The sequence below is a fragment of the Amycolatopsis jejuensis genome, assembly GCF_000717335.1.
GTDB classification, from domain to species: domain Bacteria; phylum Actinomycetota; class Actinomycetes; order Mycobacteriales; family Pseudonocardiaceae; genus Amycolatopsis; species Amycolatopsis jejuensis.
Map to the genome: position 1 here is coordinate 225,691 of NZ_JNYZ01000003.1, position 21,176 is coordinate 246,866.

A 21,176-nucleotide genomic window follows, 5' to 3' on the forward strand; every position below is an offset into this window, starting at 1 on the left:
GGCGCAAAGCCTAACCTGGTCTCATGCACGTGCCGGGCAATGAGACCCCGAGCAAGGCGGAGTGGCGGACCCGAATCCTTCGCGCCCGCGCCGACCTGCCACCCGAAGACCACGCCCGCGAGGCCGCCGCGCTGGCCGCCGCCGCAGCCGCGTTGCCCGCGGAAACGGTGTGCGCGTACCTCCCGTTCGGCACCGAACCCGGCCGGATCTCCCTGGTGGACGCCCTGGCCGCCACGGGTGCCCGCGTCCTGCTCCCGGTGATCCCGGACACCCCGGGTCCGCTCGACTGGGCCGAGTACACCGGCCCGGACACCCTGACCCCCGGCCGCCTCCGCGGCGTCCTGGAACCGTCCGGCCCCCGCCTGGGCCCGGCCACGGTCGCCAGCGCGCAGGTCCTCCTGATCCCGGCACTGGCCGTCGACCGTGAAGGCAACCGCTTGGGCCGGGGAGCCGGGTACTACGACCGAACCCTGACCGCAGCCGCCGACGTCGCCCGGGTGGCTGTGGTACGCGCCACGGAGGTGGTCGACCGCCTGCCTGCTGAGCCGCACGATGTGGCCATGACTGCTGCCTTGACGCCGCTGGGGTTGGTTCAGCTGCCTGCTGCCGCGGTGGCTTGGTGAGCCGGTGGGCACTGCGCGGGGCCTGGGTGTCCGGCTGGCGGGTTGGCCCGCGGCGGCTCGGCTCAGGTTCACGTGAGCCCGACCCAACCCAGTCCAGCTTGGTCCGGTCCAGCTCTGCACAACCCAGGCTCGCGTCAGCCCAACTCAGCCCTGTCCGGCCCCTGCCCAGGCCGCTTCAGCCCGGTCCGACTCAGCCCGGTCCGACTCAGCCCGGCACGGCTCGCTTCAGCCCGGCCCGCTTCAGCCCGGCCCGACTCAACCCGGCCCGACTCAACCCGGCCCGACTCAACCCGGCCCGGCCCGACTCAACCCGGCCCGACTCGCGTCGGCCTGGCCCGTGCTTGAGCCAGTCCAACTCAGACCGGCCCAGCGCAGTCCAGACTGGCCCCCCTGGGCAGCCCGGCCCAGGCTCGCGTCAGCAAGACTCAACCCCGTCCAGCTCGGCCAGGCTCGCCTTGACCGGCCTCGCCTCAGCCCAGCCCAGACCGGCCCAGCACGCCTTGACCCGGCTCGCCTCAAGCCACCTCAGCCCGTCACCCGAGCCCGCCAAGAGCCCTACCGGCTCCGCGCCAGCTACGTCACCGGCCACCTCAGCCCCACCACACCCGACCTGACCAGCACCAACCCGTTCCCCTCCCGTCCACCCGCCGATGTGAGCAAGGGGGAATTGCGCCGGAGGAATGCCGTCCAGCACAATTGGGCTAGCACTCTTGTAGGTCGAGTGCCAGTGCATGAAGGAGCTTCAGTGCCCACGTACCAGTACGCCTGCAAGGAATGCGACCACCGCTTCGAGGCGGTGCAGTCCTTCTCCGACCCGAGCCTCACCGTGTGCCCGCAGTGCTCCGGTCCACTGCGCAAGGTGTTCAGCTCGGTCGGGGTGGTCTTCAAGGGCAGCGGCTTCTACCGCACGGATTCGCGTGATTCGGGCAAGTCGAGCACCACCACGGCTCCGGCCAAGGCCGAGAGCGGCAAGTCCGACTCGTCGTCCACCACCTCCACTTCGTCGTCGTCTTCGTCCTCGGATACATCCTCCACCACGAGTACGACGAAAACGGCTTCCACGTCCTCCTGACCCCCGAGTTGTCCACAAGGGGGCGGTTATCCACAGGTCCGCGATGAGGCCCTTCCGGCCGGGCCGCGAGGTCCTTAACGTCGATTTCGTGCGGCATCCCGCCGCACGGGAACCGACGATGGGACGACCGTGAACACCTTGCTCAGCCGCCTTCCCGCGCTGCCTGATCCACGCTTGCTGCGCGGACGGCGAGCCCGGCTGGTCCGCCGGTGCCTCGCAGCGGCGCTGTTGCTGGCCGGTCTGCTGGCCCTGCTCCTTCCGCCATCCGCACGGGGCGCACCGGCCACCGCCACTGTGGTCTCCGCCCGTGATCTGCCTGCGGGGTCGGTACTGCGCGCCGCAGACGTCCGGATCGTCGCGCTACCCGATGACGTCCGCCCGTCCGGTGCGCTCTCGTCGCCGGAAGCCGCGGTCGGCCGCCTGCTGTCCGGGGCGGCACGGTCGGGTGAACCCATCACCGACGTCCGCTTGCTGGGGCACCACCTCCCCGCGACGGGTGAACCCGGCGCCGTCACGGTCGCGGTCCGGCTCGCCGACGCGGCGGTCGCGGAATTGCTGCAGCCGGGCCAGCAGGTCGACGTGGTGGCGGCCGGAGATGCCCCAAATTCCGCGTCTGTGCTGGCCAGAGGGGCCTCAGTGGTCACGGTGCGGCGAGCCGACGACACCGGGAAGGGCGGCCGCAGAAGGGTCCGCTCGTGCTGCTGGCACTGCCGATGCCGGTTGCCACGCAAGTCGCCGCATCCTCGCTGGAACGGCCGGTTACGGTTACTCTCCGCTAACCCGACCCCGTTCCGACGGGCGACGGCTGTCTCACGACGGCCCGGTGCCTGTCCCGAATTTCCTGGGAGTAGAAGTGCTGAAAGGTTTCAAGGACTTCCTGATGCGCGGCAACGTCGTCGACCTCGCGGTCGCGGTCGTGATCGGCGCCGCGTTCACCACGATCGTCACGGCGTTCACCAGCGGTCTGATCAAGCCGTTGATCAGTGCCATCGGCGGTTCGGACGCGGCGCAGGGCCTCGGCTTCCGGATCTTGAGCGAAAACGGCGCGACCTTCATGGACTTCGGCGGGGTGATCAACGCGGCGATCAACTTCGTGATCGTGGCCGCGGTCGTCTACTTCGCGATCGTGCTGCCGGTGAAACACCTGCAGGAGCGGCGCAAGCGTGGTCAGGAGCCCGGTCCGGCCGAGCCCACCGACGTCGAGCTGCTCACCGAAATCCGCGACCTGCTGCGCGCGCAGCAGGGCAACGGCTCCTCCCGCTCCGGCGACTGAGGGGTCACCGATCGTGGTGTGGGGGCCGGTTCTCGAGATACCACGAGTCCGGGGTGGTTTCCGGGCCCCGGCCCCGCTCATCGGACGTGGTCTCCGGCAATACTTCGCCGAAGACCTCGTCGACCCGGCGGCGGCGCTGGGCCTCGGTCGCCGGGGGACGTTGTTCCTCGTGCGGCATGGCTCCATCGTCGCACCTGCTGTTTGACAAGTGCAGAGAGATACCCGCCGAGCTCAGACCTCTTCGAGGCCGGAGAGCTCGTCGATCACGTGCGGGACCAGCGACGAGAGGGTCGCCATGCCGTCGCGCACCGCCGCCCGCGAGCCGGCCAGGTTGACCACCAGCGTGCTGCCCGAAACGCCGGCCAGGCCGCGGGAGATCCCGGCGTCGACCGCGCCTGCGGCCAGCCCCGAGGCGCGCAGGGCCTCGCCGATCCCCGGGATGGGCCGGTCGAGGACCCCAGAGGTGGCGTCCGGTGTGCGGTCGCGCGGCGACACTCCGGTGCCGCCGACCGTGATCACCAGGTCCGCCCCGCCGATCACCGCGGTGTTGAGCGCGTTGCGGATGCCTGCGGTCTCGGCCTCGACCACGACGACGCCGTCGACGATGAACCCGGCTTCCTCGAGCAGCTCGGTGACGAGGGGTCCGGTGGTGTCCTCGTGCTCGCCGTGGGCGACCCGGTCGTCCACGATCACCACGAGTGCCCGGCCCAGCCGCTGTGCGCTCCGTTCCATGTAGACACCGTATCCGGTTCCGGGTCCGCTCCGCCGCCGCGGGCCCGGCGATTCTGACGATTCGGTGACGGCGTCCGCGCAGGCCGCGCGCACGCTGGGCAGGGCAGCCTAGCGTCGGCGGGATGCGAGTGCTCCTCACCGGCGGCGCCGGGTTCATCGGGTCCCGGATCGCCGACCGGCTGGCCGACGAGGGCGACGACGTCGTGGTGCTGGACAACCTGCTGTCCACCGCGCACGGGTCCACCACTCCGCCCGAATACACCCGGCGGCACCGTTTCCTGCGCGGTGACGTCACGGATGCCGAAATCGTCGCCGAACTGCTCGATGACGTCGATGCCGTGTGCCACCAAGCAGCGGTAGTCGGACACGGCGTGGATCCGTCCGACGCGCCGTCGTACGCGCTCAACAACGACTACGGCACCGCGGTACTCCTCGCCGCGATGCACGCGGCGAAGGTGCGCAAGCTCGTGCTCGCCTCGTCGATGGTCGTGTACGGCGAGGGCCGCTACGCCTGTCCGCAGCATGGCGTGGTGCCGCCGTCACCTCGCCGACAGTCCGATGTGGACACTGGTCAGTTCGAGCCGACCTGCCCGCGGTGCGGGACGGAACTGAACTGGCAACTCGTGCCCGAAAACGCGCCGCTGCTGCCCCGAAGCACCTACGCGGCAACAAAACTGGCACAGGAACACCTCGCGGGTGCGTGGGCGCGGCAGACCGGCGGCACGGTCTGGGCCTTGCGCTACCACAACGTCTACGGACCGCGGATGCCGCGGAACACGCCGTATGCCGGGGTCGCGTCGCTGTTCCGGTCGGCGCTGGAACGCGGCGAAGCGCCGACCGTGCTGGAGGATGGGCGGCAGCAGCGGGACTTCGTGCACGTCGAGGACGTCGCCCGCGCCAACGTCCTCGCGCTCCGCACGGATGGACCTGCGGCCGACCTCACCCCGCTGAACGTCTGTTCCGGACAGCCGCACAGCGTGGGTGACCTGGCGCAGGAGCTGGCGCGCGTCTGTGGTGGGCCGGAGCCGCGGATCGTCGGTGGCGCGCGTCCGGCCGACGTCCGGCACGTGGTCGCCGATCCGGCGCGGGCACGGGAGTTACTGGGGTTTACCGCCGAAACGACGTTCGAAGCAGGAGTCGCCGCGTTCGCCACCGCGGAGCTGCGCGCACCCGTCAGCCGATGAGGCGAAAGTCACTTTCCGGAATGAATCGGCCGCACCGGATCTTGATGCTGGGCATGCGTTCCATCGTGGTGGGGGACATCGCAATCCAAGCGCTGACCGACGGGCGCGGGCAGCTGCCGGCGTCGTTCTTCCCCGGGCTCAAAGACGACCGCACGATTCCCGTGGTCACCGGCGCTTTCCTGGTCCGGGCGGGTGGCCACACCATCCTGGTCGACGCCGGTTTCGGCCCGCGACCGGCCGGGTCGCCGCATCTGCCGCAGCACGCCAAAGAGCAGCGGCACCTCGCGGTGGCCGGTCCGGCTGGTGAGCCCGAGGCCAGCGGTGGGCTGCCCGCCGCGCTCGCCGACGCCGGAGTTTCGCCAGAGGACGTCGACCTGGTGGTGCTAACCCACCTGCATGCCGACCATGTCGGCTGGGTCGCGCCGCACGGCGAGCCCTACTTCCCGAACGCCGAGGTGCGGTACGGAACGCCGGACTGGGCTGCGTTCATCGACTCGGCCGGCCGGCACGCCCGGGCCCGGGTGGCGTTGGAAGCCGTCCGTGCCAAGGGCAAACTGCGCGGTCTGGTCGACGGCGAGGCAGTGGCTCCTGGCCTCACAGCGAGGCATGCGCCTGGGCACACCCCTGGGCATTACGTGCTGGAAGTCGCTGATCAGGGCCATCGCGCCGTCCTGCTCGGCGATGTTTTCCAGATCCCGGCGCAGCTGGCCGATCCGGCAATCGGGTCCGCCTCCGACCACGACCGTCGACAAGCAGAGCTGACGCGTCGTCGATGGCTGCGCGAGATCGCCGGGACGGGCACGATCGTTGCGGCCGTCCATTTCCCGGACGAGCCGTTCTTCCGGATCGCAGCCGACCGCACAGTGGAGCCGATTTCGGCAGTCGCCGCGTCCTGACTGTCCGAAGAATCACGAGGCGGCCAGCGGCAGCCGCACCTCGAAACGGCAGCCCGGGCCATGGTTCTGCACGCCGATCCGCCCTCGGTGCGCTTCCACCAAGCCCTTCGCGATGGCCAGACCGAGCCCGCCGCCACTGGTGCGGTCCGGGGTGCGGGCTTGCGTGCCGCGGAAGGCGACGTCGAAGACGCGGCTGATCTCGTCGTCGGGAATGCCGCCGCAGCCGTCGTCCACGGCGAGCAGGGCCTGGTCGCCATCGATGCCGAGCTGGACGGCGACTGTGCCGTCCGGCGGGGTGTGCCGGATGGCGTTGGACACGAGGTTCCGCACGATCCGCGCCAGCTCCGGATCGCTGCCGGACACCACCGGCCATGCCGACGCGTTCTCCAGCACCCGCACGCGTTTGCGTTCGGCCACCGGCGCCTGCGCGGCGACCGCGTCGCTTACCACGTCGCGCAACGGCACCGCCGACATGCTCAGCTCGAGTGCTCCCGCGGTGATCCGGGAAAGCTCGAACAGGTCGCCCACCATGCCGGACAACCGGGTGGTCTCGCCGCTGATGCGCTGGGCGTAGTCGGCCACCTCGGCACGCTCGGAAACTACGCCGTCAGCCAATGCCTCCGCCATTGCCTGGATTCCGGCCAGCGGGCTGCGGAGGTCGTGACTGATCCACGCCACCAGTTCCCGGCGCGACGCCTCGGCGGCCCGCTCCCGTTCACGTGCCTCGCGTTCCCACACACTGCGCCGAGCGATGACCCGGCCGAGCACCATCGCCGCGGGTACTGCGACCAACGCCACCAGCAGGCATACCAGCAGCTCCGTGGTGAGGGCCTCGGTGAACATGAAGCCGCTCACACCGAGGATTCCGACCAGCAGCGCGGCGACCGGCGTCAGCACGAGCGTCGTCATCGTCGTGGCCAGCGACCGGTGCCGCAGCAGGTAGAGCGCCAGCCCGCCGAGCGCCGCCACCGGCAGGGCGAACAGCATCGCGAGCGGCAGGATGTGCAGGACGTGGACGAAGATCTCCCACGCCGATTCACCGGTGCCGATCATGTCCGGACCCCGTCGTAGCGGTAGCCGACGCCCCACACCGTTGCGACGCGGGACGGTTTGGCCGGGTCACGTTCGATCTTTTCGCGCAACCGTCGCACGTGGACGGTCACCGTGGACTGATCGCCGAAGTCCCAGCCCCACACCTTCTCCAGCAGGTCGGACCGGCTGAATGCGACGCCCGGGTGGGACAGGAAGTATGCGAGCAGATCGAACTCACGGGTGGTCAACGGCAGTACGGCGCCGTCGAGAGTCGCTTGGCGGGCGGTCATCTGGAGGCGGAGGTTGCCGTCCACCAGCTCGGCCGCCGGCGGCTCCGGGCGGGGCATCCGGGCCCGCCGCAGGACGGACGCCACGCGCAGCGTGAGTTCCTTGGGGCTGAACGGTTTGGTGACATAGTCGTCCGCGCCCAGTTGCAGGCCGGCGATGCGGTTCTCCTCCTCGCCGAGGGCCGTGAGCATCACGATTGGTACCTGGCTCGTCTGCCGCAGACGTCGGCACACCTCAAGGCCGTTGAGCCCGGGCATCATCACGTCGAGCACCACGAGATCCGGCTCGCGCTCGGCAAACCGGGTGAGCGCGGACGTCCCGTCGCCCGCGAGGTCGACGGTGAAGCCTGCCGTTTCGAGGTAGCGGCGGACGACGTCACGCACCGTCTCGTCGTCGTCCACCACGAGCACGCGGCCCGGTCGGTCGTCCATGCCACACCTCACCAGTTCGTCAGCAGCAGGTGGTTCACCGCCAGGGCAACCGCCGCCTGCGCGGCCAGCCACCCGCGGCGATGGACCGACGGCAGCAGCGCGGTGGCCGGGATCAGCCACGCGCCGAACGGTAGCCAGATCCGTTCTACCTCGGCCTTCGACAGGCCGGACGAATCGGCGAACACGATCGTGAGCACGGCCGCGACCACGATCAGCAGCACCGGGTCATGCAGCAGCTTCCGGCGAGGCGGCAGGAAGAGCGCCGACGCGACGCCGCGCCGGGACGCTGCGACCACCGCGGGCCCGCACGCGACCGCGACCGCGGCGAGGTCGGCCCACACCCAGTACGAGAACGGCCGGACCGCCGCGACGCCCTGGTAGTAGCGCTCCACCACGAGGTGGTACCCGTCGAGCCACCAGAATCCCGCCACCGCGAACGCGGCAACCACCGCCAACGCACCGATGACGGCAGCCGCGGCAGCGCGCCACTGCCGGCCGAGCACGGCAACCGCAAGCGCGACGAGGCCGAGCAAGATGAGCCCGTACGAGAGGAAAATGCCGAAGCCGATGAGCAACCCCGCAGACAACGCCGTGGGCCAGGCATAACCACGTCGGTCGCGAAATCCCACGGCAGCAAGGGCAAGCAACGCGATACCGGTGGCAGTCAGGCCGGCGAACAGCCCGTCGGCCGACACGCCCAGCCACACCGCACCCGGGCTGAGCACCGCGAACGGGAGCGCCGCGCGAGCCGCGTCCGGACGGCCGAGCAGCGCGATCGTGGCGGGTACCGCGACCGCGACCGATGCCGCTGTCAGCACGACGGCGGTCGAGGCCCACGCACCGCCGCGGAGGCCGAGGCGGTCGAGCCAGACGAACACGAGCGTCGCACCTGGTGGGTGGCCGGATACGTGGGTGGTCCAGGAATTGGGCTGGAAGTCGAGGATGCGGGAGGAGAATTCGCCGAGGAAACGCGGGATGTCGGTGATGCCCGGTACCTCGTGCAGGTACTCCTGCGGCGTGGTGAGCCGGTCGGCGAACCCGCGGCTCCAGCCGTCGGCCATGGCCAGCGAAAAGATCCAGCCAAGGGATGTCGCGTAACTCGCCGCCAAGGCCCGCCGCCACGGCAGCCGGGCGGCCAGCGCCGGGCCGTGGAGCACGACACCGGCGGCGATCAGGACGGCGAACACCGACCCGGGACCCACGTGCGGTAGCCAAGACGCGAACAGGGGCGGCGCGAATGCGTAGATGACCACATCCGAGCCCGGGCGGTTGTAATAGACGCCGACGGCCGCAGCGGCGGCGATCAGCACCACCGTGACGCCGACCGTCACGAGGTCGGCGCGGATCCGGGGGCGGGCGGGAACCGGCGGCGCGAGCCGGGCTGCCTTCGTCGACTCGCTCATCGCCGGTCACGATAACCCCGTCGACGGCAGTACGGCGAGGTCAGGGGGATCCGTGAGAACTCGGTAAGATCTGGCCAGACGTCACGATTCGGTAAGCACTGCAAGGGTTATTGACTGTCCTTTACGGACCTAACGTACGTCAGATGAACGCATGCGGAGTGGACGTCGTCCTGCCCTGCCTCGACGAGGCGGCCGCGCTGCCGGGTGTGCTCGCGGGGTTGCCACAGGGATACCGCGCGATCGTGGTGGACAACGGATCCACCGATGGCTCCCCCGAAATTGCCGCTGCGCTTGGCGCGAAGGTCGTCGACGAACCTCGGCGTGGGTACGGCGCCGCAGTGCACGCCGGGCTGGAGGCGGCAACGGCCGACGTCGTGTGCATCGCGGACGCTGACGGGTCGCTCGACCTGGCCGAGTTGCCGCGGCTCGTGGCCGCAGTCGCGGGAGGTGCCGAACTGGCGGTCGGACGGCGGGTGCCGGTGTCCCGCAAGGCGTGGCCGTGGCATGCGAGAGCGGGCAATGCGGTGCTGTCGCTGCTCTTGCGGTCCCGCGGGCTGCCGGTGCGGGACGTCGCTCCGTTGCGGGCGGTACGACGTCGGGAGTTGCTGGAACTCGACATCGTCGATCGTGCCTTTGGTTACCCGCTCGAGCTGCTGGTGAAGGCGCAACGCGCTGGTTGGGTGGTCCGCGAGTTCGACGTCACCTACAGGGAACGGGCGCGGGGCACGAAATCGAAGGTGTCCGGTTCGGTGCGCGGCACGCTGCGCGCGGTGCGTGACTTCGGGCGGGTGCTGGCCCGATGACGTTCTGTCTGCTCGTGGTTGCGAAAGCACCGGTGCCAGGTTTTGCGAAGACCCGGTTGTGCCCACCGGCGACGGACACGCAAGCCGCGGAGATCGCTGCCTGCGCGCTGCTGGACACGTTGGAAGTCGTGTTCGAAACACCGGGCGCGGTCCCGGTGGTGGCGATGACGGGTGACCTTGGGGCAGCGGCGCAGGGCGCGGAGATCGGGCGCGCTCTGCGGAAGGCGACTGTGATCGCTCAGCGCGGCTGGGATTTCGGTTCCCGGCTTGCGAATGCGCACGCTGACACGGCCGTCGTACACGTTGGTCTGCCAGTGCTGCAGATCGGGATGGACACGCCGCAGGTCTCGCCGGAGTTACTGGCCGCGGCGATCGCACCGGTGGTCGCTGGGACGCACGGCGCGGTGCTCGGCAGGGCGGAGGACGGTGGGTGGTGGGGCCTGGGGCTGGCCGATCCGACGTACGCGCAGGTGCTCGCGGGTGTCCCGATGTCGCGGCCGGACACCGGTGCGCGTACCCGTGAAGCGTTGGCGGGTCTGCAGGTTGGCGAGCTGCCGGTGTTGTCCGATGTGGACACTATGGCGGACGCGCGGAAGGTCGCCGCGCTCCGGCCGGGCAGCAGGTTTGCCACGGCGGTCGATGTGGTGCGGGTGGCAGCGTGAAACTCGCGACCGGCAGGGAATTCGACCGTGGCTTGCTCGGGTATCGGTGCTGGCTGGAGCTTGCGAACGGGGGACGCGTCGAGCTTCCGGTGGGCCGTTGGGCAGACGGTTGCGGCGCTGGCGACGCGGTGTTGCTCGACGCGTGCGAAGGTCCGACGCTCGACGTCGGCTGCGGACCGGGACGGCTCACCGCCGCGCTCACCCGACGAGGCGTGGTGACCCTCGGGGTGGACAGTTCGCCGATCGCGGTCAGGCTGGCTCGGCGACGCGGCGCAGCTGCGTTGCAGCGCAACGTTTTCGCGCGCTTACCCGGTGAGGGGCGGTGGAATCATGTGCTGCTGGCCGACGGCAACATCGGGATCGGTGGCGACCCGGAAATACTACTGCTTCGGGTAGGTGAGCTGCTCACGCCGGACGGCGAGGTGCTCGTGGAGTTGGAGGCGCCGGGATACGGCGTGCGGCGGGATCACGTGCGGCTGCGGCCGGATCCGGTGGGCGGGCGGTGGTTTACCTGGGCCTGGGTGGGCGTGGACGCCATCGCGGGAATCGCGGCGCGGACAGGATTCCGGGTCGCGTGGACGACCAGCCGCGGGCGCCGGTGGTTCGCGAAGCTGGAGCGGACATGAAGCGGCTGACGTGGCATGAGTTCGACGCGCGGATCACCAAGGCGCAGGCCAAGTTCAGTGCGCGGGCGGCCGCCGGGATCCCGAAGGCGGAGCAGTTCAAGGGCGGCGCGCACGGCGAACGCGTCACCGCGCGCGTCGGTGTTCTGCTTGGCCTCGCGTTCCTGATCTGCTTCGTCACCGGGCTGTTGAGCCACTTGATCCAGCATCCGCCGAGCTGGTTCTTCTGGCCCAGCCGGCCGGTGTGGCTGTACCAGGTCACGCAAGGAGTGCACGTACTCTCCGGGATCGCGGCGATTCCGTTTCTGCTGGCGAAATTGTGGAGTGTCTACCCGAAGCTGTTCGAACGTCCGCTGGTGCGTTCGGTCCCGCACGCGGTGGAACGGCTGTCGATCCTCGTGCTGTCCGGGGCGGCGTTTTTCGAGCTGAGTTCGGGGCTGCTGAACGTCGCGCAGAACTACCCGTGGAGTTTCTACTTCCCGCAGGTGCACTACGCGGTGGCATGGGTGGCGATCGGATCGATTTTCGTGCACGTCGCGGTGAAACTCCCGGTGATCCGCCGGGCGTTGACCCGGGAGCGCGCACCGGTGGAACCGTCGGGACGTGGGTTGTCGCGCCGTGGATTCCTGGCCACCACGGGAATCGCTACCGGAGCAGTGGTGCTGGCCACCGCCGGAGCGACAGTGCCCGCGCTGCGGAACGTCTCCGGGTTGTCGTGGCGGTCGGATAAGGGTTCGCAGAAGTTGCCGGTGAATCGCACGGCCGTCGCGGCGCAGGTGACGCAGACCGCCCGCGATCCCGGGTGGCGGCTGGCCGTGGTGACGCCGGTCGGGACGAGACAGCTCACGCTCGCCGAGTTGCGGGCCTTGCCGCAGACGACCGTGGATTTGCCGATCGCATGTGTCGAAGGGTGGAGCCAGATGGCGACCTGGCGGGGCGTTTCGTTCCCGGACCTGCTGCGGGCGGCCGGGAGCCTGCCGGGGGTGGACGTCCGGGTGTCGTCGCTGGAAAAGACCGGCCTGTACGGCGTCAGCACGTTGCCGGGTGAGCACACGGCCGACGCGCGCACGCTGCTCGCGCTGGAGTTGAACGGCGAGGTGCTGAACCTCGACCACGGCTATCCGTGCCGTGTGATTGCGCCGAGCCGGCCGGGTGTGCTGCAGACGAAGTGGGTCGCGATGGTGGAGGTGCGGTGAGGATCCTGCTGGCGCTGCCGGGTTTGGCGGCCTTGGTGTTCGGAGCGGTGCTGTTCGTGGATTATGCAGCACCGGCGTGGCCGGGCAGTCTCGCGACGTTGCTGTGGATCGGCGGTGGTCCGATTGTCAACGACGTCGTATTCGCTCCGGTCGCTGGCGTGGTCGGCCTGGTGCTTGCCCGGGTACTGCCGACGCCGTGGCGGGCGCCGGTGCAGGTCGGCGCTGTGGTGACGGTGATGCTCGGGTTCGTGGCGTTCCCGCTGCTGTGGCGGGCGTACGGGGTGCCACCGCAGCCCGGTCTGCACGATGGCAACACGTGGCTGGGGCTGGTGGCGACGCTCGTCGTGGTGTGGAGTGCGGTGCTGGTTGCCGGCATCGTTCGAGTGGCCCGGACGTGGCGTCGGCGGGGCTGCGAAATTCGGTCGCACACAGCCCGTTGACCAGGGTTTTCGTCCCATAGCGGAATTTTCCCGCGGATTTGACGTTTGGGACGGTGAGCGAGTGGGCACCCCATCGCTCGCGGAGAGGCTCTCCGTGCCGAGTCGGAGGCGGCACGGAGAGCCTCGCTGCGTCTTCTTGTTTTGCCTGTGCCGGACGGAAAAGCAACCACGCGCGACCGGCGTGGTCATCCGGTCGCGCGTGGCCTTCAAGGGTCCGGCCCCAGTGAGTGGGGGTCGAGCCGTGGCTGGTCTCGGCCGCGCCACGGCGGCCGAGCGATCAGTTCGCCGGTACCGGCTGTCCGCCCAGGGTGACCTGGACAGTGCGGCCGTCGGCGAGAGTAAAAGTGACCTGCTCGTTGGGCGCGCGGGTGCGGACTGCGGCGACGAGCGTGTTGGCGCTGTCAATCACCCGGTCGCCGATCTTCGTGACCACGTCGCCGGACTTCAGACCGGCCTTCTCCGCCGGGCTGCCGGGCGTGATGTCGCCGAGCTGGGCGCCGCCCTGTGGCGCGTCCTGCACCTTGGCCCCGATGAACGTCTGGGTGGCGTGGCCGGTCTTGATGATGTCGTCGGCGGTGCGGCGAGCCTGGTCGATCGGGATGGCGAAGCCGATGCCGACGTTGCCGCCCTCGGACCCGCTGCCCTGGCCGCGTCCCGAATTCGGGCTGTAGATGGCCGAGTTGATGCCGATGACCTGGCCGCTCATGTTCGCCAGCGGACCACCCGAGTTGCCCGGGTTGATCGCGGCGTCGGTCTGGATCGCGTCCATCACGGTGGCCTGGTCGGTCTTGTCGCCGCCCGCCTGCACCGGGCGGTGCAGCGAGCTGACGATGCCCGAGGTCACCGTGCCGGTGAGCTCGTACGGCGATCCGATGGCGACCACCTGCTGCCCGACCCGCAGGTCGTCGGAACGGCCCAGCTCCACCGGCTTGAGGTTGCCGACACCGGACACCTTGACCACCGCGATGTCCGTGGTCGGATCCCGGCCGACGACCTTCGCCGCGGCCTTCTTGCCGTCCTGGAACACGGCCTGGATCTGACCACCGTTCGCGGCGACCTCGACGACGTGGTTGTTGGTGAGGATGTAGCCGTCGGTGCTGATGACGAAACCGGAACCCTCGCCCGCCGCAGAACGGCCCGACACCTGCAGCTCGACCACGCTCGGCGACAGCTTCTGCGCCACCGATTCGACCGACCCGGCCGGGGCATTTCCGGTCTGCTGCGCGGGTTTCGGCTGGTCGAGCGCGTTCACCGACGAACCGGACGACCCACCGGTGAAGTAGCCGACCGTGCCGCCCGCCACCCCGCCGATCACGAGCGAGACGGCCGCGACGCCCGCGAGCAGCTTGCCCGCGGTGCCTTTCTTCTCGCGCTGTGCGGGAACGTTGTAGACCGAGGTTCCCGGCGCGCTGTACGGGTTGGGGCCGGTCTGCGGGTAGGCGGAGTACTGCCCACCGGCATACGCCTGGCCGGTGCCGGGTTGCTGCTGCTGTTGTGCGCTCTGGGTGGAACCGGTCTGTGCCGCCGCGGCGGCCTGTGCTGACCAGGGGTTCGGGTAGCCTTCCGCGCTCGGGGAGCCGTACGCGCTGGTCGAGCCGGTGTTCTGGGCCGCGCCGTAACCTGCCGCACCTGGCGTGGTGTGTTCCTGGACCGGTTCACCACCGGGTGGGGTCGCTGCCGACTGGCCACCGGAACCTGCCTGCGCCTGACCTGGCTGGCCTGACGACCCAGCTTGACCTGGCTGCCCGGCCTGCGCCGCCGGTGCCACCTGCCCGGCGTACCCCGGCTGCCCAGCCGCCGACTGGCCCCCGGAAACGTCCTGGGTCTGCCCGGCGGAACCCACCTGCCCGGCCTGTCCCGCCGGTGCCACCTGCCCCGGTTGAACCGGCTGCCCAGACGGCCCCGGTTGAACCGGCTGTCCCGCCGGTCCAGGTTGGCCCGGTTGGGCGGGGGGCTGGTTCCAGGCCGCCTGGCCCTCGGCGCCCGGCTGGGCGTCCGGGTTCGGGCGACCCGCCGCGGGGTCGGGCGCGTGGGGGTCGTTCTCGGTCATGTCCTCACCTAAGCGGCCGGGCCTGAGAGGTTCCTGAGTCGAACCTGTGTTTCGTAGATGAGTATGCCGCCGGCATGGGTCAGCCTGCCGTGCGAAGGCGGTCTGCGATCTGTTCCGGGGTGGCGTCGTTGATCCACACTGCCATCCCCGACTCGGAGCCGGCCAGGTACTTGAGCTTGTCCTTGGCCCGCAGTACCGAGAAAAGTTCCAGGTGCAGCCACGAAAGTTCGCGGTCCCGCCGCACCGGGGCCTGGTGCCAGCCGGCGATGTACGGCAGCGGACGGTCGTACAGGGCGTCGCAGCGGCGGAGGACGTCCAGGTACACGCGGGCGAAGTCGTCGCGTTCGGCGGCGGTGAGGGACGGGATGTCCGGTACCTGGCGGTGTGGCACCACCTGCACGTGCACGGGCCAGCGCGCGGCCGGTGGTACATACGCGGTCCAGTGCTCGCCCGTGACGATCACGCGTGCGCCGGACTTCTGCTCTGCCGCCAGCACATCGCCGAGCACCGAACCGCCGTGTTCCCGCGCGACTGCGAGCATTCGCTCCGTTTTCGGGGTGACGAAGGGGTATCCATAGATCTGGCCGTGTGGATGCGAGAGGGTGACGCCGATTTCCTCACCGCGGTTCTCGAACGGGAAGATCTGCTCCACGCCGGGCGTCTGCGCGAGTGCCGTAGTGCGGTCGGCCCAGGCGTCGACGACCAGGCGCACCTGCTCCGGGCTCAGCCGGGCGAATGCACCGTCGTGGTCGCTGGTGAAGCACACCACCTCACAGCGGCCGCGGCCCGGCGCGGTCGGCACGAGGCCAAGGCCGTCCACAGTGGACGGTTCGCCGGACACGTTCTGCGAGAAGGACGGGAACCGGTTCTCGAACACGACGACGTCGTAGTCGGGCTCGGGGATCTCGCTCGGTTTGCCCGGCCGGGTGGGGCAGAGCGGGCAGAGGTCGGCCGGTGGTTTGTACGTGCGCGTCTGGCGGTGCGCGGCCATCGCGACCCATTCGCCGGTGAGCGGGTCACGGCGGATTTCCGACGACGCGGCGACGGGCGGCAAGTCGCGGGTGTCCTCGGCTCGGCGCGGGTGGTCGGCGTTGTGGTCGAAGTAGATGATCTCCCGGCCATCGGCCAGGTGCCTCACGGTGCGTTTCACGCTTCTTCTGCCTCGAGGTTCTCCGCCGTTTCGGCGATCATGAGTTCGCCGACCCGCTCGGCGAGGTCTTCCCGCGCCCGGACGTCCAGCCCGTCGTCGGTCACCACCACGTGCGCCTCCTCGAGGTCCGCGATCGTGGAGATGCCGACCGTGCCCCACTTCGTGTGGTCGGCCAGCACCACCAGCCGACGACCGGCTTCCACCAGCGCGCGGTCGGTTTCGCTCTCGGTGAGGTTCGGCGTGGTGAACCCCGGCCCCACGGCCATGCCGTGTACGCCGAGGAACACCAGGTCCAGATGCAGCGTGCGCAGGCTCTGCACGGCGACCGGGCCGACGAGCGCGTCCGACGGCGTGCGCACCCCGCCGGTGAGCACCACCGTGCGCTCGGGCTGGGCGGAGCTGCGGAGGACGTCGGCGACCTGGATCGAGTTGGTGACGATCGTGAGGCCCGGGATGCCGTCGAGCGCGTGCGCGAGCGTCCAGGTGGTGGTGCCTGCGGACAGCCCGATTGCGGTACCTGGCTTCACGAGCGTGGCCGCGAGCTCGGCGATGGCTTCCTTCTGCGCGCGCTGGCGTACCGACTTCGCCTCGAAGCCGGGTTCGTCGGTGCTCTTGCCGACCAGTGACGTCGCGCCGCCGTACACCTTCTCCACGAGGCCGCGGCCGGCGAGCACGTCGAGGTCGCGCCGGACCGTCATATCGGACACGCCGAGCCTCGCGACGAGGTCACTGACCCGGACCGCGCCGGTCCGCCGCGCCTCCTCGAGGATCACCGCCTGTCGCTGCCGCGCGAGCACCGCCACTCCCCAAGCACACCATCAACTACACAAAATCCTACACGATTCAACATCAGGTGTGCGCGACGTGCTGATCGACGTCCCCCGGCCGGGCGAGGACCTTACGCGACCGGGACGCCGGGCAGCCGGATGGTGAGGAGCGCGCCGCCTTCGGGAGCGCGGTTGGCGTAGACGGTGCCGCCGTGTCGTTCGGCCGCGTGCTTCACGATCGCCAGCCCGAGGCCGGACCCGGGCAGGGTGCGGGCCTCCGACGAGCGGTAGAAGCGGTCGAACACCTTGGGCAGGTCCTCCTCGGCGATGCCGGGGCCGGAGTCCGCGACCTCGACCACCGCGGTGCCGTCGCCGAGCGGCCGCAGCGTGACGCGTACCCGCGAACCCGGCGGCGAGAACTTCACCGCGTTGTCCAGCAGGTTCAGCACCGCACGCTCGAGCGAGCTGTTGTCGCCGGTGAGCACCCACGGCTGCAGCGTGACGTCGAATTCGATCTCACCCGCGCGACGGCGCGCCCGGTCGAGCGCGCGCTCCACCACGTCCATCAGGTCCACGCGCTCGGCCGCCTCGCGGGGCTCGTCCTGCCGGGCGAGTTCGACGAGGTCGCCGATGAGCTGGGTGAGCTCGTCGAGCTGGCCGCGGATGTCGGCCTCGATGTCGGCGCGGTCCTCGTCCGACAGGCTCGGCGAGCCCGGGAGGCTGGCCGACAGCAGCAGTTCCAGGTTGGTACGCAAGGAGGTGAGCGGCGTGCGCAGCTCGTGCCCGGCGTCGGCGACGAGCTGTCGCTGCCGCTCCTGCGAGTCCGCGACCGTGCCGAGCATGACGTTGAAACTGCGGGTGAGGCGGGCCAGTTCGTCGTCGCCGCTGACCGGGATCGGGCGCAGGTCACCCGTCGCGGCTACGCGTTCGGTCGCCGACGTGAGCCGGTCGACCGGGCGCAACCCGGCGCGTGCCACGGCCGTACCCGCGCCCGCGGCCACCACGATGCCGGCGCCACCGACGAGGAACAGGACCACGGCCAGCTCGTTCAGCGTTTGCATGGTGGGACCCAGCGACTGCGCCAGCACCAGGGCCTGCCCGTGCCCGAGTGGCAGCGCAACCACCCGCGTTCCGGTGGCCGTGTCGGTGCGCAGCGACTGGTCCTGCAAGCCCGTCGCGACCCGCAGCTCGGCAGGCCCGACCGGCGGCCGCGCGCCCGGCTGCGGGTAGATCAGCTGGTTGGTCCAGCCGTTGAGCTGGCCGATCTGCAGGTCGGTGCTCGCCAGCAGCGCGCCCGGTACCTGCCGGAGCTGGTCGGTCTGCACCAGCGGCGAGTTGACCGCGGCCTGCGCGCGGGCGAGCAGGTTGTCGTCGAGCTGGGTGAGGAGGTTGCTGCGCACGACCAGGTACGCGCACAACGACACGAGCGCCACCGCACCCGCGACGCACGCGGCCGCCAGCATGGTGACCCGGCCGCGCAGCGAGAACCGGCGGGTGCCCCATCGGGTGCCCCGCGGATCGGGGACCGCGCCGGACTCCGCAGCCTGATCGTCCGGCGGCGCTTCGGTCACGGCGGGGTCTCGCGCAGGACGTACCCCACTCCCCGCACCGTGTGGATCAGCCTCGGTTCGCCGTCCGCCTCCGTCTTGCGGCGCAAGTAGCCGACGTAGACCTCCAGCGCGTTGCCCGACGTCGGGAAGTCGTAACCCCATACTTCCTCCAGGATCCTTCCGCGGGTGAGCACGTGCTTGGGGTACGACAGGAACAGCTCGAGCAACGCGAATTCGGTGCGGGTAAGGCTGATCTCGCGGCCGCCGCGGCGGACCTCGCGCGTGCCCGGGTCCAGCGTGAGGTCGGCGAACGACAGCTCCTCCGACGTCTCCTGCTGCCCGTCCGGCGCGGCCCGGCGCAGCAGCGCGCGCAGCCGGGCCAGCAGTTCCTCGAGGGCGAACGGCTTGGGCAGGTAGTCGTCGGCGCCCGCGTCGAGGCCGGAGACCCGGTCCGAGACGGTGTCGCGCGCGGTGAGCACGAGGATCGGCAGGTCGTCGCCGGTGCTGCGGAGGCGGCGGGCGACCTCGAGCCCGTCGAGGCGCGGCATCATGACGTCGAGGACCATCGCGTCCGGCCGGTTGGCGAGGATCGTCTCCAGTGCCTGCGCACCATCGCTCGCGAGCTCCACGGTGTAGCCGTTGAACTCCAGGGACCGCCTGAGCGATTCACGGACGGCACGGTCGTCGTCCACTACGAGGATGCGCATGCCGTCAGTCTTACTCAGAGTGCTGAGACCCGCCTAAGAACACACGCAGAACTCACAAAGACCGCTCGTCGGGCGGACGCGCGACCGGGGCGTTCCAGTGCCGCCAGAGCGCGATCACACGGATCGCGACCACGACCGCCGCGGCGACGGCGGTCACCGGCCCGGCCGGGAAGTGCAGGGCATGCCCGGCCCACACGCACGCGGCGCCGGTGAGCGCGGCCATCGCGTAGATCTCCTTGCGCAGCACCAGCGGAATCTCCCGCAGGAGCAGGTCGCGGACCGCGCCGCCGCCGATCCCGCTGGTCATCCCGATGAGGCAGGCGGCATACCCGGTGGCGCCGGAGTTGATCGCGACCGTGGTACCCGCGGTGGCGAAGATGCCGAGCCCGACCGCGTCGGCGAGCAGCACCGCGTGCCGCAGCCGGGCGACCTGCGGGTGGAAAGCGAACACGACCAGCGCGGTCGCGGCGCAGACCGCGAGGTACGGCCAGTTGCGCAGGGACGTCGGCGGGTGGATGCCGAGGAGGACGTCCCGGATGATGCCGCCGCCGAGCGCCGTGGTGAGCCCGACCACGACGACGCCGAACACGTCCAGCCGCGCCCGGACCGCGGCCAGCGCCCCGGACGCCGCGAACGACACCAGCCCGAGGAATTCGAGCGCGGTCAGCAGCATCTACTGGTCGAGGAGTCCGCCGCGGTAGGCCAGCAGAGCGGCCTGCACCCGGTTGGCCGCGCCGATCTTGGACAGCACCGCCGAGACGTACCCCTTCACCGTCGCCTCGGACAGATGCAGCCGCCCGCCGATTTCGGCATTCGACAGGCCTTGCCCGATCAGCGCCACCACCTCGCGCTCGCGCTCGGACAGCGAGGCCAGCAGCTTGCGCGCGGGTTGCGCGGCCCGCTGCTCGTCTCGATGGGTCTGGACCATCCGCGCGGCCACCCCGGGATCGAGGACGGCGCCGCCCTTGGCGAGGTCACGGACCGCCCGCAGCAGCGCCGCCGGGTCGATGTCCTTCAAGAGGAAACCGTTGGCGCCGAGCCGCAGCGCAAGGCTGACGTACTCGTCGATGTCGAAGGTGGTGAGCATCGCGACGGCAGGCGGATCGGGCAACGCGAGAATGGCTCGGAGCGCGCGGATGCCGTCGTCAGGAGCCCGCATCTTGATGTCGAGCAGCGCGACGTCGGGGTGATAGCGCCGGGCGACCTCGACCGCTGATCTGCCGTCGCTCGCCTCACCCACGATCTCGATGTCCGCAGCCCCGGACATCATGGCACGCAGCCCCGACCGAACCAGTTCCTCGTCGTCGGCGAACATGAGCTTGATCAACGAAGCCCTCCGGCAGCCCGTGGGTTGGTGGTGGTTCCCTCACCCGTTACGGAAGATTACCTACTGTTGTTCACGGTTTCGAAACCAGACACGACCAGGTGACGAGACTGGTCCACCAGGGCTGCTGGGAACCCCATTAGCCCTGGTTTGGGGTCACCCACGCGGGCGACGACTTCCGTCGCCCCGGGCGGCGGTTGCCGCGGCCGGACGGACCGGTACGCTCCAGGGTGGCAGCACATGCCCTCGTAGCTCAGGGGATAGAGCACCGCTCTCCTAAAGCGGGTGTCGCAGGTTCGAATCCTGCCGGGGGCACTCTCAGTGAGGTAGATGCCCATTTCGATCATGGTTCATTGGAACCTCGATGGGCGAAGGGTCCACAAACGGTCCACATTGGTCAACTCTCGTGGCGCTGTGCCGCCACCATGTCGGTGTAGGACCGGTTCACCGCGTCGTCCTCGGTGACGCCGAGGTTGTCGAGGACGGCACGCAAGGCCCGGAGCGCGACGGGCAGCTGGTCGCGGTCGGCCATTGTCTCCAGCTCGATGAAGGTCCGCCCGGCGAGCTCGGGGATTGTGACGAGGGTGGCGAGCATGTCTCGGCCGTCGGCGGTGAAGCGGGTGTTCTCGCAGTGTTTTTCGAGCGAGATCAGCTCGATCAGGCCCAATGCGGTGAAGATGGTCCCCATGACCTGCGGATCGTCGGCCGTGGTCTCGTGCTCGGGCTTGGATCGCGAGGCGGCGTCCACTGGGGGTTCTTTGTAGGTGACGACGGTGCGCCGTTGCTCGCCGGTCGTGATGGTGCGCACGCGCAGCTCGTAGCCGTCGCGGTCCATGGAATGGTCGGGCCGGTCGTAGTAGGTGTCCGCGTAGACCGAGCGTTCCGCCGCGGCCAGCTCGGCGAGTGCCGCGCGCACGCGGTCGGGGTCGCGGACGACGGCGGTCAGCTCGGCCTCGACGGGCATGCGGCA

Annotated in this window: 23 protein-coding genes, 1 tRNA gene and 1 pseudogene; 12 read left to right on the forward strand and 13 right to left on the reverse strand. The window is 70.2% G+C overall.

Annotation, left to right across the window (positions count from 1 at the left end):
• The first annotated feature begins 23 nt into the window (after positions 1-23).
• The 4 genes and pseudogenes from OO71_RS04060 (at position 24) to mscL (ending at position 2,968) form a co-directional block, all read left to right on the forward strand.
• Entirely contained in the window at positions 24-623 is a 600-nt protein-coding gene (locus tag OO71_RS04060) for a 5-formyltetrahydrofolate cyclo-ligase (protein WP_033288219.1), read from the forward strand.
• A gap of 745 nt (positions 624-1,368) precedes the next feature.
• On the forward strand, positions 1,369-1,695 hold the full coding sequence (locus tag OO71_RS48430; protein WP_084144684.1) for an FmdB family zinc ribbon protein: 327 nt from the start codon (positions 1,369-1,371) through the stop codon (positions 1,693-1,695).
• Between the two features lie 294 nt (positions 1,696-1,989).
• Positions 1,990-2,100: pseudogene (locus OO71_RS53070) on the forward strand (SAF domain-containing protein); the annotation flags it as partial.
• 448 nt (positions 2,101-2,548) lie between these two features.
• Positions 2,549-2,968 carry a large-conductance mechanosensitive channel protein MscL gene (gene mscL / locus OO71_RS04065; protein WP_033288220.1) on the forward strand — a complete coding sequence of 140 codons (420 nt, stop codon included), beginning with the start codon at positions 2,549-2,551 and terminating at the stop codon, positions 2,966-2,968.
• 4 nt (positions 2,969-2,972) lie between these two features.
• Here the strand turns inward: mscL and OO71_RS51180 are convergent, their stop codons facing one another.
• Together OO71_RS51180 and OO71_RS04070 are read right to left on the reverse strand one after the other, a co-directional pair.
• Entirely contained in the window at positions 2,973-3,146 is a 174-nt protein-coding gene (locus OO71_RS51180) for a hypothetical protein (protein ID WP_169776512.1), read from the reverse strand.
• Positions 3,147-3,199: 53 nt separating this feature from the next.
• A complete protein-coding gene (locus OO71_RS04070) occupies positions 3,200-3,700 on the reverse strand; it encodes a MogA/MoaB family molybdenum cofactor biosynthesis protein (protein ID WP_033288221.1) in 501 nt (166 codons plus the stop codon).
• Positions 3,701-3,822: 122 nt separating this feature from the next.
• Here OO71_RS04070 and OO71_RS04075 point away from each other — a divergent pair, with 122 nt between their 5' ends.
• On the forward strand, positions 3,823-4,884 hold the full coding sequence (locus tag OO71_RS04075) for an NAD-dependent epimerase/dehydratase family protein (protein ID WP_033288222.1): 1,062 nt from the start codon (positions 3,823-3,825) through the stop codon (positions 4,882-4,884).
• Between the two features lie 53 nt (positions 4,885-4,937).
• Positions 4,938-5,780: an MBL fold metallo-hydrolase gene (locus OO71_RS04080; protein ID WP_063740003.1), complete on the forward strand. Its 843-nt coding sequence runs from the start codon at positions 4,938-4,940 to the stop codon at positions 5,778-5,780.
• 12 nt (positions 5,781-5,792) lie between these two features.
• Here OO71_RS04080 and OO71_RS04085 read toward each other — a convergent pair whose 3' ends face one another.
• From OO71_RS04085 to OO71_RS04095, 3 genes are read right to left on the reverse strand one after another with little or no spacing between them, the layout of a single operon-like run.
• A complete protein-coding gene (locus tag OO71_RS04085) occupies positions 5,793-6,833 on the reverse strand; it encodes a sensor histidine kinase (protein WP_033288223.1) in 1,041 nt (346 codons plus the stop codon).
• Positions 6,830-7,531 (reverse strand): response regulator transcription factor, encoded by a 702-nt coding sequence (locus OO71_RS04090; protein WP_033288224.1) that lies wholly within the window; start codon positions 7,529-7,531, stop codon positions 6,830-6,832. Before OO71_RS04090 ends, OO71_RS04085 begins: the two co-directional genes overlap by 4 nt.
• Before the next feature lie 8 nt (positions 7,532-7,539).
• Positions 7,540-8,934 carry a hypothetical protein gene (locus OO71_RS04095; protein WP_033288225.1) on the reverse strand — a complete coding sequence of 465 codons (1,395 nt, stop codon included), beginning with the start codon at positions 8,932-8,934 and terminating at the stop codon, positions 7,540-7,542.
• Positions 8,935-9,077: 143 nt separating this feature from the next.
• Between OO71_RS04095 and OO71_RS04100 the strand changes: the two genes are divergently transcribed.
• The 5 genes from OO71_RS04100 to OO71_RS04120 are packed head-to-tail and all read left to right on the forward strand — an operon-like array spanning position 9,078 to position 12,658.
• Positions 9,078-9,737, forward strand: a complete 660-nt coding sequence (locus tag OO71_RS04100; RefSeq protein ID WP_033288226.1) for a glycosyltransferase family 2 protein — start codon at positions 9,078-9,080, stop codon at positions 9,735-9,737.
• Complete coding sequence (locus tag OO71_RS04105) at positions 9,734-10,399, forward strand: TIGR04282 family arsenosugar biosynthesis glycosyltransferase (protein ID WP_033288227.1); 666 nt, start codon at positions 9,734-9,736, stop codon at positions 10,397-10,399. The genes OO71_RS04100 and OO71_RS04105 overlap by 4 nt, the downstream gene beginning before the upstream one ends.
• Complete coding sequence (locus OO71_RS04110) at positions 10,396-11,025, forward strand: methyltransferase domain-containing protein (protein ID WP_033288228.1); 630 nt, start codon at positions 10,396-10,398, stop codon at positions 11,023-11,025. The genes OO71_RS04105 and OO71_RS04110 overlap by 4 nt, the downstream gene beginning before the upstream one ends.
• The gene (locus OO71_RS04115; RefSeq protein ID WP_245633558.1) at positions 11,022-12,218 is read left to right on the forward strand and encodes a molybdopterin-dependent oxidoreductase; all 1,197 of its coding nucleotides are present in this window, start codon (positions 11,022-11,024) and stop codon (positions 12,216-12,218) included. Before OO71_RS04110 ends, OO71_RS04115 begins: the two co-directional genes overlap by 4 nt.
• Entirely contained in the window at positions 12,215-12,658 is a 444-nt protein-coding gene (locus OO71_RS04120) for a hypothetical protein (protein WP_033288229.1), read from the forward strand. The genes OO71_RS04115 and OO71_RS04120 overlap by 4 nt, the downstream gene beginning before the upstream one ends.
• Before the next feature lie 277 nt (positions 12,659-12,935).
• On the opposite strand, the gene OO71_RS04125 is transcribed toward OO71_RS04120, so the two are convergent.
• From OO71_RS04125 to OO71_RS04155, 7 genes are all read right to left on the reverse strand, one after another.
• Positions 12,936-14,426 (reverse strand): S1C family serine protease, encoded by a 1,491-nt coding sequence (locus tag OO71_RS04125; RefSeq protein WP_033288378.1) that lies wholly within the window; start codon positions 14,424-14,426, stop codon positions 12,936-12,938.
• Positions 14,427-14,787: 361 nt separating this feature from the next.
• Complete coding sequence (gene galT / locus OO71_RS04130; protein ID WP_033288230.1) at positions 14,788-15,858, reverse strand: galactose-1-phosphate uridylyltransferase; 1,071 nt, start codon at positions 15,856-15,858, stop codon at positions 14,788-14,790.
• Positions 15,855-16,655 (reverse strand): DeoR/GlpR family DNA-binding transcription regulator, encoded by an 801-nt coding sequence (locus tag OO71_RS04135; RefSeq protein WP_156096155.1) that lies wholly within the window; start codon positions 16,653-16,655, stop codon positions 15,855-15,857. Before OO71_RS04135 ends, galT begins: the two co-directional genes overlap by 4 nt.
• A 101-nt stretch (positions 16,656-16,756) precedes the next feature.
• Positions 16,757-18,196 carry a sensor histidine kinase gene (locus OO71_RS04140; RefSeq protein WP_033288232.1) on the reverse strand — a complete coding sequence of 480 codons (1,440 nt, stop codon included), beginning with the start codon at positions 18,194-18,196 and terminating at the stop codon, positions 16,757-16,759.
• Positions 18,193-18,882, reverse strand: a complete 690-nt coding sequence (locus tag OO71_RS04145; protein WP_033288233.1) for a response regulator transcription factor — start codon at positions 18,880-18,882, stop codon at positions 18,193-18,195. The genes OO71_RS04140 and OO71_RS04145 overlap by 4 nt, the downstream gene beginning before the upstream one ends.
• A 52-nt stretch (positions 18,883-18,934) precedes the next feature.
• Positions 18,935-19,555 carry a trimeric intracellular cation channel family protein gene (locus OO71_RS04150; protein ID WP_033288234.1) on the reverse strand — a complete coding sequence of 207 codons (621 nt, stop codon included), beginning with the start codon at positions 19,553-19,555 and terminating at the stop codon, positions 18,935-18,937.
• Complete coding sequence (locus tag OO71_RS04155) at positions 19,556-20,209, reverse strand: response regulator (protein WP_033288235.1); 654 nt, start codon at positions 20,207-20,209, stop codon at positions 19,556-19,558. It abuts the gene before it with no gap.
• Positions 20,210-20,448: 239 nt separating this feature from the next.
• On the opposite strand from OO71_RS04155, the gene OO71_RS04160 reads away from it, so the two are divergent.
• Positions 20,449-20,521 (forward strand) — tRNA-Arg (locus tag OO71_RS04160).
• A gap of 82 nt (positions 20,522-20,603) precedes the next feature.
• Here OO71_RS04160 and OO71_RS04165 read toward each other — a convergent pair.
• Complete coding sequence (locus tag OO71_RS04165) at positions 20,604-21,170, reverse strand: class IV adenylate cyclase (RefSeq protein ID WP_033288236.1); 567 nt, start codon at positions 21,168-21,170, stop codon at positions 20,604-20,606.
• Positions 21,171-21,176: the final 6 nt, after the last annotated feature.

Coding starts and splice junctions, on each gene's coding strand:
- OO71_RS04070 (WP_033288221.1), bottom strand. CDS start 3,700: ATGGAACGGAGCGCACAGCGGCTGGGCCGGGCACTCGTGGTGATCGTG.
- OO71_RS04105 (WP_033288227.1), top strand. CDS start 9,734: ATGACGTTCTGTCTGCTCGTGGTTGCGAAAGCACCGGTGCCAGGTTTT.
- OO71_RS04095 (WP_033288225.1), bottom strand. CDS start 8,934: ATGAGCGAGTCGACGAAGGCAGCCCGGCTCGCGCCGCCGGTTCCCGCC.
- OO71_RS04075 (WP_033288222.1), top strand. CDS start 3,823: ATGCGAGTGCTCCTCACCGGCGGCGCCGGGTTCATCGGGTCCCGGATC.
- OO71_RS04100 (WP_033288226.1), top strand. CDS start 9,078: ATGAACGCATGCGGAGTGGACGTCGTCCTGCCCTGCCTCGACGAGGCG.
- OO71_RS04145 (WP_033288233.1), bottom strand. CDS start 18,882: ATGCGCATCCTCGTAGTGGACGACGACCGTGCCGTCCGTGAATCGCTC.
- OO71_RS04085 (WP_033288223.1), bottom strand. CDS start 6,833: ATGATCGGCACCGGTGAATCGGCGTGGGAGATCTTCGTCCACGTCCTG.
- OO71_RS04090 (WP_033288224.1), bottom strand. CDS start 7,531: ATGGACGACCGACCGGGCCGCGTGCTCGTGGTGGACGACGACGAGACG.
- OO71_RS04080 (WP_063740003.1), top strand. CDS start 4,938: ATGCGTTCCATCGTGGTGGGGGACATCGCAATCCAAGCGCTGACCGAC.
- OO71_RS04060 (WP_033288219.1), top strand. CDS start 24: ATGCACGTGCCGGGCAATGAGACCCCGAGCAAGGCGGAGTGGCGGACC.
- OO71_RS04115 (WP_245633558.1), top strand. CDS start 11,022: ATGAAGCGGCTGACGTGGCATGAGTTCGACGCGCGGATCACCAAGGCG.
- OO71_RS04165 (WP_033288236.1), bottom strand. CDS start 21,170: ATGCCCGTCGAGGCCGAGCTGACCGCCGTCGTCCGCGACCCCGACCGC.
- OO71_RS51180 (WP_169776512.1), bottom strand. CDS start 3,146: ATGCCGCACGAGGAACAACGTCCCCCGGCGACCGAGGCCCAGCGCCGC.
- OO71_RS04150 (WP_033288234.1), bottom strand. CDS start 19,555: ATGCTGCTGACCGCGCTCGAATTCCTCGGGCTGGTGTCGTTCGCGGCG.